The 16,545-nt window shown below is 63.6% G+C and carries 15 protein-coding genes; 13 read left to right on the forward strand and 2 right to left on the reverse strand.

Translation table 11 applies throughout. The features are described 5' to 3' along the window. The first annotated feature begins 48 nt into the window (after nt 1-48). Entirely contained in the window at nt 49-537 is a 489-nt protein-coding gene (locus tag ACREXZ_RS01275; protein WP_431762199.1) for an Lrp/AsnC family transcriptional regulator, read from the forward strand. A 38-nt stretch (nt 538-575) separates the two neighbouring features. Here the strand turns inward: ACREXZ_RS01275 and ACREXZ_RS01280 are convergent, their stop codons facing one another. Together ACREXZ_RS01280 and ACREXZ_RS01285 are read right to left on the reverse strand one after the other, a co-directional pair. Continuing rightward, entirely contained in the window at nt 576-1,109 is a 534-nt protein-coding gene (locus ACREXZ_RS01280; RefSeq protein WP_431762200.1) for a class IV adenylate cyclase, read from the reverse strand. Nucleotides 1,110-1,279: 170 nt separating this feature from the next. Further along, nucleotides 1,280-2,179 carry a LysR family transcriptional regulator gene (locus tag ACREXZ_RS01285; RefSeq protein WP_431762201.1) on the reverse strand — a complete coding sequence of 300 codons (900 nt, stop codon included), beginning with the start codon at nt 2,177-2,179 and terminating at the stop codon, nt 1,280-1,282. A gap of 134 nt (nt 2,180-2,313) precedes the next feature. Between ACREXZ_RS01285 and ACREXZ_RS01290 the strand changes: the two genes are divergently transcribed. The 12 genes from ACREXZ_RS01290 (at nt 2,314) to ACREXZ_RS01345 (ending at nt 16,457) form a co-directional block, all read left to right on the forward strand. Next, nucleotides 2,314-3,837 (forward strand): CoA-acylating methylmalonate-semialdehyde dehydrogenase, encoded by a 1,524-nt coding sequence (locus ACREXZ_RS01290; RefSeq protein WP_431762202.1) that lies wholly within the window; start codon nt 2,314-2,316, stop codon nt 3,835-3,837. Nucleotides 3,838-3,939: 102 nt separating this feature from the next. Next, nucleotides 3,940-5,655: a GMC family oxidoreductase gene (locus ACREXZ_RS01295; protein ID WP_431762203.1), complete on the forward strand. Its 1,716-nt coding sequence runs from the start codon at nt 3,940-3,942 to the stop codon at nt 5,653-5,655. Nucleotides 5,656-5,922: 267 nt separating this feature from the next. Next, on the forward strand, nt 5,923-6,702 hold the full coding sequence (locus ACREXZ_RS01300) for an ABC transporter ATP-binding protein (RefSeq protein ID WP_431762204.1): 780 nt from the start codon (nt 5,923-5,925) through the stop codon (nt 6,700-6,702). Next, on the forward strand, nt 6,699-7,463 hold the full coding sequence (locus ACREXZ_RS01305; protein WP_431762205.1) for an ABC transporter ATP-binding protein: 765 nt from the start codon (nt 6,699-6,701) through the stop codon (nt 7,461-7,463). Before ACREXZ_RS01300 ends, ACREXZ_RS01305 begins: the two co-directional genes overlap by 4 nt. Before the next feature lie 49 nt (nt 7,464-7,512). After that, the gene (locus tag ACREXZ_RS01310; RefSeq protein ID WP_431762206.1) at nt 7,513-8,736 is read left to right on the forward strand and encodes an ABC transporter substrate-binding protein; all 1,224 of its coding nucleotides are present in this window, start codon (nt 7,513-7,515) and stop codon (nt 8,734-8,736) included. A 90-nt stretch (nt 8,737-8,826) separates the two neighbouring features. Next, on the forward strand, nt 8,827-9,711 hold the full coding sequence (locus ACREXZ_RS01315; RefSeq protein ID WP_431762207.1) for a branched-chain amino acid ABC transporter permease: 885 nt from the start codon (nt 8,827-8,829) through the stop codon (nt 9,709-9,711). Continuing rightward, nucleotides 9,711-10,682: a branched-chain amino acid ABC transporter permease gene (locus ACREXZ_RS01320; RefSeq protein WP_431762466.1), complete on the forward strand. Its 972-nt coding sequence runs from the start codon at nt 9,711-9,713 to the stop codon at nt 10,680-10,682. Before ACREXZ_RS01315 ends, ACREXZ_RS01320 begins: the two co-directional genes overlap by 1 nt. A 505-nt stretch (nt 10,683-11,187) precedes the next feature. Beyond that, on the forward strand, nt 11,188-11,346 hold the full coding sequence (locus tag ACREXZ_RS01325) for a hypothetical protein (protein ID WP_431762208.1): 159 nt from the start codon (nt 11,188-11,190) through the stop codon (nt 11,344-11,346). A 146-nt stretch (nt 11,347-11,492) separates the two neighbouring features. After that, nucleotides 11,493-12,653, forward strand: coding sequence for an ABC transporter substrate-binding protein (locus ACREXZ_RS01330; protein ID WP_431762209.1), 1,161 nt, complete (start codon nt 11,493-11,495; stop codon nt 12,651-12,653). A gap of 207 nt (nt 12,654-12,860) precedes the next feature. Then, nucleotides 12,861-13,916, forward strand: coding sequence for a branched-chain amino acid ABC transporter permease (locus ACREXZ_RS01335; RefSeq protein ID WP_431762210.1), 1,056 nt, complete (start codon nt 12,861-12,863; stop codon nt 13,914-13,916). 4 nt (nt 13,917-13,920) lie between these two features. Beyond that, nucleotides 13,921-15,705 carry a branched-chain amino acid ABC transporter ATP-binding protein/permease gene (locus ACREXZ_RS01340; protein WP_431762211.1) on the forward strand — a complete coding sequence of 595 codons (1,785 nt, stop codon included), beginning with the start codon at nt 13,921-13,923 and terminating at the stop codon, nt 15,703-15,705. After that, nucleotides 15,702-16,457 (forward strand): ABC transporter ATP-binding protein, encoded by a 756-nt coding sequence (locus ACREXZ_RS01345; protein WP_431762212.1) that lies wholly within the window; start codon nt 15,702-15,704, stop codon nt 16,455-16,457. Before ACREXZ_RS01340 ends, ACREXZ_RS01345 begins: the two co-directional genes overlap by 4 nt. Nucleotides 16,458-16,545: the final 88 nt, after the last annotated feature.

A 16,545-nucleotide genomic window follows, 5' to 3' on the forward strand; every position in this document is an offset into this window, starting at 1 on the left:
CGATGCGACAATCGCGCATGAAATCGCGAACCGGTGCGGAGGAATTTCATGCTTGAACTGGATCATTTCGATCTTGCTCTGCTGGACGTGCTGCAGCGCTTCGGCCGCGCAACCCATCAGCAGCTCGGCGAGCAGGTGCCGCTGTCGCCGTCGCAGATTGGCCGGCGCTTGCAGCGGCTCGAGGCGGCGGGGGTCGTCGACGGTTACCGCGTCGTGCTGCGGCCCGAAAAGCTCGGCCTCGGCGTCACGGCGTTCACGAGCCTGAAGCTCAAGCATCACGGCGACTCGGTCATCGACCAGTTCCAGCAGCAGATCGACATGCTGCCCGAAGTACTCGAGTGCCACGCGGTGGTTGGCGATGCCGACTATCTGCTGCGCATCGTATCGCCGGATCTGAACACGCTGTCTTCATTCGTGATGAAGAAACTGATGCGCGTGCCAGGTGTGGACAGCGTGCGCTCGAACATCGTGCTCGCCACGTTCAAGCGCAACGGCCCGCTGCCGCTTGGCCATCTCGCGGCCGGCGCGGCCGCGTGACTTGAACCCGATTCGCTGGGCCCGATTCGCGCGTGAGATCACGCGGCCTGCGGCTCGGTATCCGCGTTGAGCAGGTCGACATAGGCGACCGCGACCAGATCGGCCTCCGGCACGCCGAGCTTCGTAAACATCGCATGCGCTTCGGCTTCGCCTCCTTCCTCGTCGTCATTCTCCGCGAGCAGGACTTCGAGTTCGACGAAATCGCCGAGCCCGTCGACGCGATCCAGATGAATCCGTGTGCGTCCGACGATGTACACGTGCCGCTCCTTCGTCACGATGCCGCGCGTGGTCAGCGCGGTGGCGAGCAGCGAATGCATCGCCTCGGGGTTCGTGACGGGGCTGCGCGTGTAGTACGACGCTTTCGGGCCGTCGCGGTCGTCGCGCTGGTAGAAGATCAGTTCGGCGGGCGTACCGTCGTCGAATTGCCGCAGCTTCAGGCGGCCGCGCGGCACGTCGTAGAAAAAGTCCTGCTGGCGAAAGATCAGCGGCGCTTCTGGCGACAGTTCCGCGGCGCGGGCGACCAGCTGGTCGAATTGCCGCGCGCGGGCCTTGATTTCGATGTTGCGTGCCATGTGAAGCTCCTCGTGAAGGACAGTAACCGTAGACGGGGGCCAGAAAACAAAAACGGCCGGCTGCATCAGCGTCCGGCGCATGAAGTACGAATCTAGCAAAAAGCGCGTGACGGTGTCGTTACGCCGCGATATCAGCAACACTCATATCCCGCTCACGCCCAGGCTCCCACTTATACAGACCATTGCTGCTCGATCAGCTTCAGTGCGGCGGCGATCGCCGGTTCGTCCTTGCGCGCGGCCAGCGCGACGAACGTGAGTTCGGTCGGGACGGTGATCCCTTCGACGATCGTCAGTGCGTGCGCGTGCGCTTCGGCTAGCGCGATCGCGTCACGCGCGAGCGTGAGGCCGATACCCGATTTAACGAGATCGAGCATCGACGGCTCCTGATCGACTTCCGCGACCTTAACGGGCGTCACGCCCGCGTCGGCGAAGAGGCGCGACAGCAGCCGGTGATGGGCGGACGCCGGCGGCGTCCAGATCCACGGCAGCGCCGCGAGCCCGCGCCAGTCGCGCGCGGTCTTCACACGATCTTTCCAGCCCGCGGGCGCGAGCACCCGATACTGGAAGTGCGTGAGCGTCACCGCATGGAAGACCGTGGCGTCGCGCGCTTCGTCCTGCGCCGGCCGGCCGATGTAGTAGCCGACGTCCAGCTCGCGGGCTCGCACGCCGTCGAGCACCCAGCCCGACATCCCATGCCGCAGCGCGGTTTCAATGTGCGGCCACGTCTCGACGAGCTGCTTCAGGAAGCCGCCGAGCCGCAGGAACTCGGGATCGAGAATCGTCCCGATGCGCAGCCGGCCACGCACTTCATGGCGCAGCGTCGCCGCCGCGCGCTGTACGTCGTTCGCGGCTGTGAGCGCTCGCTCGGCGTGCGGCAGCAGCGCCTGACCGTCGCGCGTCAGCACCAGACCGTGCGACGTGCGCGTGAATAGCGCGACGCCCAGCGCTTCCTGCAGGTTCTTGATCTGCAGGCTTACCGCGGGTTGGGTCAGGTGCAGATGCGTTGCCGCGCGCGTGAGATTACCCTCGCGCGCGACGGTGACGAATGCACGAAGCAGAGTCAGGTCCATCGCCTGATATTAGCGCGACTTATAACGCAGTTGAGCATAACTCATTGGATTTGCTGCGCGCGTCGCGATTAGGCTGTGGTTTCAGCAGTCGCGGCACGGCCGTTTTGGGCTGCTTCCTATCCAACGAGGCATACATGAGCGAGACACATCAAAGCGAATCGCGCGTCCGCGCGCTGACCCACGTGATCAACGGCCGGCCAGTCGAAGGCACGAGCGATCGCTTCGGCGACGTCTTCAATCCGGCGCTCGGCAAGGTGACGGCCCGCGTGCCGCTCGCGAGCGTCGCGGAAGTCGGCGCCGCGGTCGCGGCCGCGAAAGCGGCATTCCCCGCGTGGAGCGAGACGGCGCCGATCAAGCGCGCCCGTGTGCTGTTCAAGTTCAAGGAACTGCTCGACCGTCATCACGATGAACTCGCCGAGCTGATCACCCGCGAACACGGCAAGGTGTTTTCCGACGCGAAGGGCGAAGTGATGCGCGGCATCGAGATCGTCGAATTCGCGTGTGGCATCCCGAACCTGCTGAAAACCGACTTCACCGACCAGATCGGCGGCGGCATCGATAACTGGAACCTGCGGCAGCCGCTCGGCGTCGTCGCGGGGATCACACCGTTCAACTTTCCGATGATGGTGCCGGCCTGGATGTTCCCGGTCGCGATCGCATGCGGCAATACGTTCGTGCTGAAGCCATCGGAGCGCGACCCGTCCGCATCGGTACGGCTCGTGGAACTGCTGAAGGAAGCGGGGTTGCCCGACGGCGTGTTCAACGTCGTGCACGGTGACAAGGTCGCGGTCGACGCGCTGCTCGCGCATCCCGACGTGAGCGCGCTGTCGTTCGTCGGTTCGACGCCGATCGCCGAATACATCTATACGGAAGGCACGAAACGCGGCAAGCGTGTGCAGGCGCTGGGCGGTGCGAAGAACCATCTGGTCGTGATGCCCGACGCCGACCTTGACCAGGCTGTCGATGCGCTGATCGGCGCCGCCTATGGTTCGGCCGGCGAGCGCTGCATGGCGATCTCGGTGGCGGTCGCGGTGGGCCATATCGCGGACGAACTGGTCGAACGCCTGACGCCGCGTGTGAAGACGCTGAAGATCCGCAACGGCATGGATGCCGAAGCCGAAATGGGACCGCTCGTCACGGGCGCGCATCGTGCGAAGGTGGCGGGCTATATCGATGCGGGCATCGCGGCTGGCGCGAAGCTCGTGGTCGATGGACGCGGACACCGGGTGGACGGTCACGAGGACGGTTTCTTTCTCGGCGGCACGCTGTTCGATGGCGTAAGCACCGACATGACGATCTATCGCGAGGAAATCTTCGGACCGGTGCTGTGCGTCGTGCGCGTGCCCGATTTCGCATCCGCGGTCGAGCTGATCAACGCCAACGAATTCGCGAACGGCGTGTCGCTGTTCACATCGGACGGTGGCGTCGCGCGCGCGTTCTCGCGGCAGATCCAGATCGGCATGGTCGGCATCAACGTGCCGATTCCGGTGCCGATGGCATGGCATTCGTTCGGCGGCTGGAAGCGCTCGCTGTTCGGCGACCATCACGCATACGGCGAGGAGGGCGTGCGTTTCTACACGCGCTACAAGAGCATCATGCAGCGCTGGCCCGACAGCATCGCGAAGGGCGCTGAATTCACGATGCCGGTCGCGAAGTAAGCGCAAATAAGCGCAACCGCGAATGCCCGCTTGTGCATACGGCGGGCGCGACAGACCCATCGACATGCATGCCGCGACCGGCGGCTCATGAAGGAGACAGGGGTGAGCAATCACGAAGACGGCGCGCGCGCATCGAACCGCGCGCTCGAAGGAGAGTTCGACTACATCGTGATCGGTGCGGGCACCGCGGGCTGCGTGCTCGCGAACCGGCTCACCGAGGATCCCGACGTATCGGTGCTGCTGCTCGAGGCGGGCGGCAAGGACGACTATCACTGGATTCACGTGCCGGTCGGCTACCTGTACTGCATCGGCAATCCGCGCACTGACTGGCTCTACAAGACCGAAGCGGAGCCGGGCTTGAACGGCCGCTCGCTCGCGTATCCGCGCGGCCGCGTGCTTGGCGGCAGTTCGTCGATCAACGGGATGATCTACATGCGCGGCCAGCGCGAGGACTACGACGAATGGGCGCGCGTCACCGGTGACCCGGCGTGGTCGTGGAACTCGGTGCTGCCGGTGTTCCGCCGCAGCGAAAACCATCACGGCGGCGAGAACGAGTGGCACGGCGCAGGAGGCCCATGGCGCGTCGAAAAGCAGCGGCTCAAATGGAAGATCCTCGAGACGTTCGCGCAGGCCGCGGAGCAGACCGGCATCCCGGCCACCGACGACTTCAATCGCGGTGACAACACGGGCGTCGGTTACTTCGACGTCAACCAGAAGCGCGGCGTGCGCTGGAACGCGTCGAAGGCATTCTTGCGGACGGCGCTTGCGCGTCCGAATTTCACGCTGATCACCGGAGCAGTCACGCAGCGCGTCGTGTTCGAAGGCACGCGCTGTGTCGGCGTCGAGTATCGCGGTAACGGTGTTGACTATCTCGCAAAGGCGCGCGGCGAAGTGATCGTCAGCGCGGGCGCGGTGAATTCGCCGCAGTTGCTGGAATTGTCGGGCGTCGGTAACGGTGCGCGCCTGCAGTCGCTCGGCATCGACGTCGTGCGCGATCTGCGCGGTGTCGGCGAGAACCTGCAGGACCATCTGCAGTTGCGCATGGCGTTCAAGGTGCAAGGCGTGCGCACGCTCAACACCGCGGCTGCGCACTGGTGGGGCAAGGCGCTGATCGGCCTGCAATACGCGTTGTTCCAGAGCGGGCCGATGTCGATGTCGCCGTCGCAGCTCGGCGCGTTCACGAAGTCGAACCCAGATGACCGTTCGATCACGCGACCCGATCTCGAGTATCACGTGCAGCCGTTGTCGCTTGATCGCTTCGGCGAGCCGCTGCATCGTTTCAACGCGTTCACCGCGTCGGTCTGCCAGTTGCAGCCGACGTCGCGCGGCAGCATTCACATCGCGTCGCGCGACCCGCTTGTACCGCCCGCGATCGCGCCAAACTATCTTTCCACCGACTACGACCGCCACGTCGCAGCGAACGCGCTGCGTCTCACGCGACGCATCGTCGGCGCGAGCGCGCTCGCGCGCTATCGTCCCGAAGAGATCCTGCCGGGCGTGCAGTTCCAGACTGAAGAGGAACTGCAGCAGGCGGCAAGTCAGGTCGGCACGACGATCTTTCATCCGGTCGGCACGTGCCGCATGGGCACCACCGACGATCCCGGTGCGGTGGTCGACAGCCGCTTGCGCGTGCTCGGTGTCGAAGGGTTGCGTGTGGTCGATGCGTCGGTGATGCCGACGATCACGTCGGGCAACACGAACTCGCCGACGCTGATGATCGCCGAGCGCGCGAGCGACATGATCCGCGCGGACCGTCGCGCGAGCCGCAGCACGTCCGCGCCGCAAGTCGTTCTCACACCGTCGATGTCGGTTGCATGACACCGGCCCCGCACCCGCGCGGGTGCGGGTTTACCGCGCCGACACGGGCCCTCCACTAAGTGCAAATCCCAATGATTGCGCTGCATCATTGGCGAGACAATGACTGCCATGCTGCGTGGCGCGGCATGGATTACCGTCCGCATTGACGCGCCATGCCACGATCGACACGGGGTGTCGTCGGCTTCGCACAGTTCGTTGGCTTCGCACGGCGCGTCAACGCGCACCGAAGATCGCCAGTGCTTCGCCTCACTTCGCATGGAAGGGAACATGATTCTCGGCGATTCGATTCTCGAAACGCGCGGACTTACGCGGGAGTTCAAGGGCTTCATCGCCGTCAACGGGGTGAACCTGCGCGTGCGGCGGGGTTCGATCCATGCGCTCATCGGCCCGAACGGCGCCGGCAAGACGACCTGCTTCAATCTGCTCACGAAATTTCTCGAACCGACTGCAGGGCAGATTGTTTTCAACGGCATCGACATTACCGGCGAACGTCCCGCGCAGATCGCGCGGCGCGGCATCATCCGGTCGTTCCAGATTTCCGCGGTGTTTCCGCATCTGACGGCTTTGCAGAACGTGCGCATCGGCTTGCAGCGTTCGCTCGGCACCGCGTTTCACTTCTGGAAGAGCGCACACACGCTGCGTCAGCTCGACGATCGCGCGATGGATCTGCTCACGCAGGTGGGTCTGACCGACTTCGCCGAGGTGCCCACCGTCGAGTTGTCGTACGGTCGCAAACGCGCGCTTGAAATCGCGACGACGCTGTCGATGGAACCCGAACTGATGCTGCTCGACGAGCCCACGCAGGGCATGGGTCACGAAGACGTCGATCGCGTTACCGCGCTGATCAAGAAGGTGTCGAGCGGCCGCACGATCCTGATGGTCGAACACAACATGAACGTGATCGCGGGCATCTCCGACACGATCACCGTCCTGCAGCGCGGCGAAGTGCTCGCGGAAGGCAGCTACGCAGAGGTATCGAAGAACCCGCTCGTGATGCAGGCCTACATGGGTAGCGCCGACGCGGCACTTGCCGGAGCGCATGCATGAACACCGTGGCCGAACGCGAGAACGCCGAAGTGAGCGGGGTGGCAGCAGGCGGTGGCGAGCCTGCGCTGCAGATCGCCGGACTGCAGGCCTGGTACGGCGAATCCCACATATTGCACGGCGTCGATCTGAGCGTGCACCGCGGCGAGGTCGTGACGCTGCTTGGCCGCAACGGCGCCGGTCGCACGACGACGCTGCGCGCGATCATGGGTCTCACGGGCCGTCGCACCGGTTCGATCCGCATCGGCGGACGCGAGACCATCGGCATGGCCACGCACCGGATCGCGCATTGCGGCATCGGCTATTGCCCGGAAGAGCGCGGGATTTTTTCGAGCCTGTCGTGCGAGGAAAACCTGCTGCTGCCGCCGCCTGTCGGTTCGACCGAGAAAGCGATGTCGATCGACGAGATCTACGCGATGTTCCCGAACCTCTCGGAACGTCGCGCGAGCCAGGGCACGCGGCTGTCGGGTGGCGAACAGCAGATGCTCGCGGTCGCGCGCATCCTGCGCACCGGCGCGAACCTGCTGCTGCTCGACGAGATCTCGGAAGGGCTTGCACCGGTGATCGTGCAGGCGCTCGCGCGAATGATCGTCACGCTGAAGGCGCGCGGCTACACGATCGTGATGGTCGAACAGAATTTTCGCTTTGCCGCGCCGCTCGCCGACCGCTTCTATGTGATGGAGCATGGACGCATCGTCGAGCACTTCGGGGCCGGGGAGCTCGAAAGCAAGATGCCGGTGCTGCACGACCTGCTCGGGGTATGACGCCTGATCTCACAACATCCACAACAACGCAGAAAACGAAGGAGACAGCATGAAAAGGACAACTCTCGCACGGCTATCGTCGTTCTGTTTTGCGCTCGCCGCGGGCGTCGCGGGTGTCGCGCTAACGGCGGGCACGGCGCGGGCAGCCGACGACGCAGTGAAGATCGGCTTCATCACCGACCTGTCGGGCCTCTATGCCGACATCGACGGTCAAGGGGGACTCGAAGCGATCCGGATGGCGATCGCGGACTTCGGCGGCAAGGTGAACGGCAAGCCGATCCAGCTCGTCTATGCGGATCATCAGAACAAGGCGGACATTGCGGCATCGCGCGCGCGCGAATGGTTCGACCGTGACGGCGTCGATCTGCTGATCGGCGGCACGAATTCGGCAACCGGCCTCGCGATGAACACTGTGGCCGGCGAGAAGCACAAGGTGTACATCAGCATCGGCGCGGGGGCCGACACGCTGACGAACGAGCAGTGCACGCCGTACACCGTCCACTATGCGTACGATACGACCGCGCTCGCGAAGGGCACCGGCTCGGCGGTGACGAAGCAGGGCGGCAAGACGTGGTACTTCCTCACGGCCGACTACGCGTTCGGCAAGGCGCTCGAAAAGGCGACGTCGGACGTCGTGAAGGCAAACGGCGGCCAGGTGCTCGGCGCGGTGCGGGCTCCGCTGTCCGCGTCGGACTTCTCGTCGTTCCTGTTGCAGGCGCAGGCATCGAAGGCACAGATTCTCGGCCTCGCGAACGCGGGCGGCGACACGGTCAACTCGATCAAGGCGGCGAAGGAATTCGGTATCACGAAGACGATGAAACTGGCTGCGCTGCTGGTGTTCATCGACGACATCCACGCCCTCGGACTCGAAACCACTCAGGGCCTCGTGCTGACCGACAGCTGGTACTGGAACAAGGACGCGGCCTCGCGCAAGTGGTCGCAAGGCTACTTCGACAAGATGAAGAAGATGCCGTCGAGCCTGCAGGCCGCCGACTACTCGGCAACGATGACCTACCTGAAGGCGGTGCAGACGGTCGGCTCGACCGACGCCGACAAGGTGATGGCGCAGTTGAAGAAGCAGAAGATCGACGACTTCTACGCGAAGGGCTACATCCGTCAGGACGGCAGCATGATTCATGACATGTACCTGATGCAGGTGAAGACGCCGGCCGAGTCGAAGGAGCCGTGGGACTACTACAAGATCACCGCGACGATTCCCGGCGAGCAGGCCTTCACGACGAAGCAGGAGACGCGCTGCGCGTTGTGGAAGTAGGCAAGACACGCGCCGTTCGCCTGGGCTTCCTGTGACGCCGGCCGCGGCCGGCGCGTGTTGATTTCACCTTGACGATGGACTACGCGTTCAATGGATATCTTTGGCATTCCGCTGCCGGCGATGCTGAGCCAGCTATTGCTCGGGCTCGTGAACGGATCGTTCTACGCGATCCTGAGCCTGGGCCTCGCGGTGATCTTCGGCCTGCTCAACGTGATCAACTTCGCGCACGGCGCATTGTTCATGCTGGGCGCGATGCTCGCGTGGATGGGGCTCTCCTATTTCGGGCTGCCGTACTGGGTGATGCTCGTGCTCGCGCCGCTGATCGTCGGCGTGTTCGGCATCGCGATCGAACGCTCGATGCTGCGCTGGCTCTACAAGCTCGACCATCTGTACGGGCTGCTGCTGACGTTTGGGTTGACGCTTGTCGTCGAAGGCGTGTTCCGGTCGATCTACGGGTCGTCGGGCCAGCCGTACGACGTACCGGATCTGCTGTCGGGCGCGACCAATCTCGGCTTCATGTTCCTGCCGAACTATCGCGCGTGGGTCGTCGTCGCGTCGCTCACGGTCTGCTTCGCGACGTGGTTCGTGATCGAGCGCACGCGGCTCGGTGCGTATCTGCGTGCAGGCACTGAAAACCCGAAGCTCGTCGAGGCGTTCGGCATTAACGTGCCGCTGATGGTCACGCTCACTTACGGCTTTGGCGTCGCCCTCGCGGCATTTGCCGGCGTGCTCGCGGCACCGATCATTCAGGTCTCGCCGCTGATGGGTCAGCCGATGATCATCACCGTGTTCGCCGTGGTGGTGATCGGAGGAATGGGATCGATCCTGGGGTCGATCGTAACGGGGTTGCTGCTCGGGGTGATCGAAGGATTGACGCGCGTGTTCTATCCGGAAGCGTCCGCGACGGTGGTGTTCGTGATCATGGCGCTCGTGTTGCTGGTTCGTCCGGCGGGCCTGTTCGGCAAGGAAAAATGATGCAGAGAAAAGCGCTCTATGCCGTGCTGCTGCTCGCGCTGATCGCCGCGCCGTTCGTCGGCGTCTATCCGCTGTTCGTGATGAAGGTGCTGTGCTTCGCGCTGTTCGCGGCGGCGTTCAACCTGCTGATCGGCTACACGGGGCTGCTGTCGTTCGGTCACGCGATGTTTCTTGCGACCGCCGGTTATGTGACCGGCTATGCGATCCAGTCGCTCGGCTTCACGCCCGAACTCGGCGTGGCGGTGGGTGTTGCGTCGGCGACGCTGCTCGGGTTGATCGTGGGCCTGTTCGCGATCCGGCGCCAGGGCATCTACTTCGCGATGGTGACGCTCGCGCTCGCGCAGATGGTCTACTTCGTGTACCTGCAGGCGCCGTTCACGCACGGCGAGGACGGCCTGCAGGGCGTGCCGCGCGGCAAGCTGTTCGGGTTGCTGAACCTGTCGTCGGATCTTGCGCTGTACTACGTCGTGCTCGTCGTGATGGTGCTCGCGTTCCTGCTGATCGTGCGGATCGTGCATTCGCCGTTCGGGCAGGTGCTGACCGCGATCAAGGAGAACGAGCCGCGCGCGGTGTCGCTCGGCTACGATACCGACCGCTTCAAGTTGCTCGCGTTTGTTCTGTCCGCCGGCATCGCGGGGCTCGCCGGCTCGCTCAAGGTGCTCGTGCTGGGTTTCGAAACGCTCGGCGATGCGTACTGGACCATGTCCGGCCTCGTCATCCTGATGACGCTGGTGGGCGGCATGGGCACGCTGTTCGGGCCGCTGCTCGGCGCCGCATTGATCGTCGCGCTCGAGGACCGGCTCGGCGACATCGGCACGACGATGGCGTCGTGGACCGGCATCGACTGGTTCCGTTCGCTCGGTGAATCGACGACGATCGTCACGGGCCTGATCTTCATCGCGTGTGTGCTGGCGTTCCGGCGCGGCATCGTCGGTGAGATCGTCGCGCGAGTGAGGCCGCTGCGTGCTTGACCTGTGGTCGCACGGACGTGGTAATGCTTCGGTATCCGATCTAAATGCACTGCAAAATCCGTACGCAAAAATACGGCTAAATCACGCAATTAACTCGTGCGCAGGCGCCCCAAATCAGTGCCGCAGTGCACCACTAGGGTAAATGCTAGTTGTCCGCTTAGGGGCACGCGTTTAATCTTCACGCAGTTCTGATGCACCGCAGATTTGCAGGTGGAGAACGAGGAGACATGAGGCACTCAGTGCCCAGACGAAAGCGCTGTTGGATGGTATCCAACAGCGCTTTTTATTTTGTCTTTTGCATTCGATTTTCTCAAATGGCGTGGTGTTAACTCACGCACTTCTCGTAGTACATTTCCCGTTCCACCGGTCCTTGTAAAACGCTTGCAGTATGCCGCTTGCGTCCGCTAAACTCGCCATTAACCGACCGATCGGTCGGCGATTTAAATCATCAGATTTAATTCGAACGAATTCAAAGACGTAGCGAGTAAACGGGTTGGGGAGCGCAATGAAGCTGGCTTTGCGGTGGGTGAGCCTGGCATCGGTCGTGGCGGGGGTATTCGGGGTGACCGGCAAGGCTGCTTTTGCAGACGTGAAGATCGGCGTGACGGCGTCGGCCACCAGGCCCGCCGCACTCGAAACGGGACGATATCGCGAACTTCAATGAACCCCAAAGGCACGTGCAGTCGACGTGCCTTTTCTATTGCGCGCCGAGCAGGGAAAACCATGCTTGGCACGTCCGGACCCGATCACTAGATTCAAGAGCCGGCTCGCAGCCGGATTACATGTAGACCAGCGATTTGGAGACAGTCAATGAAAAAAACGAGACAGTGGGTACGCGTCGGCATTGCTGCGGCGTTGATGTGCGGGGCGGGCGTGGCAAGCGCGCAGGTGAAGATCGGCGTGACCTTGTCGACGACAGGTCCGGCTGCGTCGCTCGGCATTCCCGAGAAGAACACGATCGCTTTGCTGCCGAAGGAGATCGGCGGCAAGAGCGTCGAATACATCGTGCTCGATGACGCATCCGACACGAGCCACGCCGTGCAGAACACGCACAAGCTGATCGACGAGGACCATGTCGACGCGATCATCGGGTCGACGGTGACGCCGAATGCGCTGGCGATGCTCGACGTCGTATCGCAGGGCAAGACGCCGGTGATCTCGCTCGCGGCATCCGCAGCGATCATCTCGCCGATGGACGCGAAGCGTGCATGGGCGTTCAAGACGCCGCAGAACGACAGCCTGATGGCCGATGCGATCGCCGACTATATGGAGCGGCACGGCGTGAAGACGGTGGGCTTCATCGGCTTCGCGGATGCGTACGGTGACGGCTGGAACAACGTCTTCAACGCGGCCGCGAATGCGCATCACCTGAAGGTGGTGGCCAACGAACGCTTCAACCGGACCGACTCGTCGGTGACGGGCCAGGTGCTGAAGATCATGGGCGCGGACCCGGATGCGATCCTGATCGCGGGATCGGGCACGCCGGCTGCGCTGCCGGCGAAGACGCTGAAGGAGCGGGGCTACAAGGGCAAGATCTATCAGACGCACGGCGTTGCGAACAACGACTTCCTGCGCGTGTGCGGCAAGGATTGCGAAGGCGAGCTGCTGCCGGCCGGTCCGATTCTCGTCGCCGATCAGTTGCCCGATTCGAACCCGGTGAAGAAATCGGCGCTCGCCTATAAGGCCGCGTACGAAAAGGCCTACGGCATGGGTTCGGTCGCGACGTTCGGCGGTCATGCGTGGGATGCGGGCCAACTGCTGCAGGTGGCGATTCCCGAAGCGTTGAAGAAGGCGCAGCCGGGTACCGAGGCGTTCCGCGAGGCACTGCGCAGCGCGCTCGAGAACGTCAAGGAACTGCCGGTTTCGCACGGCATCATCAACACCACAGCGACCGATCATAACGGCCTCGACAAGCGTGCACGCGTGATCGTGCAGGTGGTCGACGGCAGGTGGAAGCTGCAGAACGACTGACGCGGTTCGTATCCTTCGCGTTACGGCGTTATAGCGTTATTGCGGCGCACGGTGTTTCACGTCGCGCCGTCTTTCTGATCGACGACAATGACATCCGCCCGCCGGTTCGCGGTGCGGCGGATGCGTCGCATCGTGTCCGTGCGTCAGCGGCTGGGTAACTGCATGCGTTCGCCGCTCATGAGGTTCGGCAACACACGAAGAGGAAGTATGGATCTATCAATTGCGGCGATCCTCGCGCAGGACGGGATCACCACAGGCGCCATCTATGCGTTGCTCGCGCTGGCGCTCGTGCTGGTGTTCTCCGTGACGCGGGTGATCTTCATCCCGCAGGGCGAGTTCGTTTCGTACGGTGCGCTCACGCTCGCCGCACTGCAGACACAGAAATTTCCGGCGACCTGCTGGCTGCTCATCGCGATGGGCGGGGCATGCTTCGTCGTCGAGGTCGCGGGGCTCGCACGGCATGCGGAGCGGCGTCGACACGCGGCCCGCACGCTGGTCGTGCTGGCGGGCAAATACCTGCTGTTCCCGGTCGCGGTGTACGCGGTGACGCGCGGCGTCTTCATGCAACCGCTGCCGATGATCGTGCAGATCGCGCTGACGTTGCTGATCGTGATTCCGATGGGACCGTTCGTGTACCGGCTCGCGTACGAACCGATTGCCGAGGCGACGACGCTGCTGTTGCTGATCGTGGCCGTCGCGGTGCACTTCGCGATGGTCGGCGTCGGGCTTGTGATGTTCGGCGCCGAAGGCTCGCGCACCAACGCGTTCTCCGATGCGACGTTCAACATCGGCAGCCTGACGATCTCGGGACAAAGCATCTGGGTGGTGGGTACGGCGATCGTGTTGATCGGTGCGCTGTACCTGTACTTCGATCGCTCGATTTCCGGCAAGGCGTTGCGTGCGACGTCGGTGAACCGGCTGGGTGCGCGGCTCGTGGGCATCGGCACGACGCAGGCCGGCCGGCTCGCGTTCACGCTCGCGGCCGGGCTCGGCGCGCTGTGCGGCATTCTGGTCGCGCCGCTCACGACGATCTACTACGACTCCGGTTTCCTGATCGGTCTGAAGGGCTTCGTCGGCGCGATCATCGGCGGGCTGGTCAGCTATCCGCTCGCGGCCGCCGGCTCGGTGCTGGTCGGGCTGCTCGAATCCTATTCGTCGTTCTGGGCGAGTGCCTACAAGGAAGTCATCGTGTTCACGTTGATCATCCCCGTGTTGCTGTGGCGGAGTCTGGCGAGCCCGCATGCGGAAGAGGACGAGGAGTGACGCGATGAAACGCATTCTGCGGAACCGTTTTTTCTGGCTGTTTCTCATCGTGATGTTCGCGCTGCCGGTACTGCCGCAGCCGATCCGCATCCCCGAATACTGGGTGACGCTGCTCAACTACATCGGGCTGTATTCGATCGTCGCAATCGGCCTGGTGCTGCTTACCGGGATCGGCGGCATGACGAGCTTCGGACAGGCTGCGTTCGTCGGCGTGGGGGCGTATACGACGGCATATCTGACCACGCAGTTCGGTGTGTCACCGTGGTTCGCGCTGATCGTCGGCGTGCTCCTCACCGCGCTGATCGCGCTGCTGCTCGGCATGGTGACGATGCGGCTGTCGGGCCACTTCCTGCCGCTCGGTACGATCGCGTGGGGCCTCGCGCTGTTTTTCCTGTTCGGCAATCTCGATCTGCTCGGCAAGTACGACGGCATCAACGGCATTCCGGTGCTCGACGTACTGGGCATCGATCTCGAGTCAGGGCGCCATATCTACTACCTGATCTGGGTCGTGGTGCTCGGCGCGGTCGTGTCTGTTCAGAATCTGCTTAATAGTCGACCGGGTCGTGCGATCCGTGCACTGCGCGGCGGCGGGTTGATGGCCGAAGCGATGGGCGTCAACACGGCGTGGATGCGCGTCGTGATTTTCGTCTACGCGGCCGTGCTGGCATCGATTTCCGGTTTTCTCTACGCGCACTTGCAGCGCTCGGTGAATCCGACGCCGTTCGGGCTGAATCACGGGATCGAATTCCTGTTCATGGCGGTCGTCGGCGGGGTCGCGCACGTGTGGGGTGCGGTGCTCGGCGCGGCGATTCTGACGATCCTGCAGGACTATTTGCAGACGCTGCTGCCCAAGCTGCTCGGTGAGAACGGCAACTTCGAGGTGATCGTCTTCGGCATCCTGATGGTGCTGCTGCTGCAATATGCGCGGCAGGGTGTATGGCCGTATGTCGCACGGCTGTTTCCACGCGGGCCTCGTGCGCACGTTCCCGAGCATGCCGAGCCGTTGCCGCAGCGCAGCAAGCCGACCGCCGGCGAACTGCTACTGACGGTCGACCGAGCGCGCAAGCAGTTCGGTGGTCTGGTCGCGGTCAACGACGTGAGCTTCGACGTGCGAGCCGGGCAGATCATTGGCTTGATCGGACCGAACGGCGCCGGGAAGTCGACGACCTTCAATCTGGTGACCGGCGTTTTGCAGGCGACGAGCGGCGAGATCACGTTCCGCGGCGAACGGATCGATTCGCTGCACGCGCGCGACATCGTCAAACGCGGAATCGGCAGGACGTTCCAGCACGTCAAGCTGCTGCCGGGGATGACGGTTCTCGAGAACGTGGCGATCGGCGCGCATCTGCGCGGGCACGCGGGCGTATGGCGAAGCGTCGCCCGGCTGAACGAGGTGGAAGAGGGCCGGCTGATGGCAGAGGCGGCGCGGCAGCTGCGGCGTGTCGGACTCGAGCAGCACATGTATGAGGAAGCCGGCAGTCTCGCGCTCGGCCAGCAGCGGATCCTGGAAATCGCCCGCGCGCTGTGCTGCGACCCGACGCTGTTGCTGCTCGACGAGCCAGCCGCGGGTCTTCGGTATCAGGAAAAGCAGCAACTGGCGACGTTGCTGCGCAAGTTGAAGGAAGAGGGGATGAGCGTTCTGCTGGTCGAACACGACATGGATTTCGTGATGAACCTGACGGACCGGCTGGTCGTCATGGAATTCGGAACCCGCATCGCGGAAGGGCTGCCGGAAGACGTGCAGAAGGATCCGGCGGTGCTGGAAGCTTATCTCGGTGGGGTGGAATGATGACGACACAAGAGCCGATTCTTCGCGTCAGCGGTCTGGCGGTACGCTACGGAAAAGTCGAGGCGCTGCACGGCGCGGCGATCGAGGTACGGGTCGGGCAGATCGTGTCGGTCATCGGGCCGAACGGCGCCGGCAAGTCCACGCTGTTGAACGCGATCATGGGCGCGCTGCCCGTAAGCGGTCATGCGAAGGGTACGATCGTCTATCGAGGCGAGGATATCGGTGCGATTCCGGTCGAGAAGCGTGTCGCCCGCGGCATGTGCCTTGTGCCGGAAAAGCGCGAGCTGTTCTCGACGATGACGGTGGAAGACAATCTTGTCCTCGGTGCGTATCGGCGTAAGCGCGCCGGCGAGCGCAACTTTCTCGATCAGCTGGAGCCGGTCTTTGAGCTGTTTCCGAGGCTGAAGGAGCGGCGCAAGCAGGCGGCTGGGACGCTGTCGGGTGGTGAGCGGCAGATGCTGGCCGTCGGGCGGGCGTTGATGGGCAAGCCCGATCTACTGATGCTGGACGAGCCGAGCCTTGGCCTCGCTCCGCTGATCGTGAAGGAGATTTTTCACATCATCAGCGCGCTGCGGTCGAGCAACGTGGCGACGCTGCTGATCGAGCAGAACGCGCGCGCCGCGCTGCAAATCTCGGATTATGGCTACGTGCTTGAAACCGGGGAGCTGGCGCTGGAAGGTCCCGCCGCCGAACTGGCGCAGAACCCGCGTGTCATCGAGACCTATCTTGGGCTAGCGAAGAAAGCGGCATAGCAGCAGGTTTGATTGCATCGGCTACTGAAGTTGAGCGCCGTGTTTCACGTGAAACACGGCGCTTTTTTGTTGCTGTCCGATTGGCCGA

Source organism: Paraburkholderia sp. (assembly GCF_050742655.1).
Classification (GTDB): Bacteria; Pseudomonadota; Gammaproteobacteria; order Burkholderiales; family Burkholderiaceae; genus Paraburkholderia.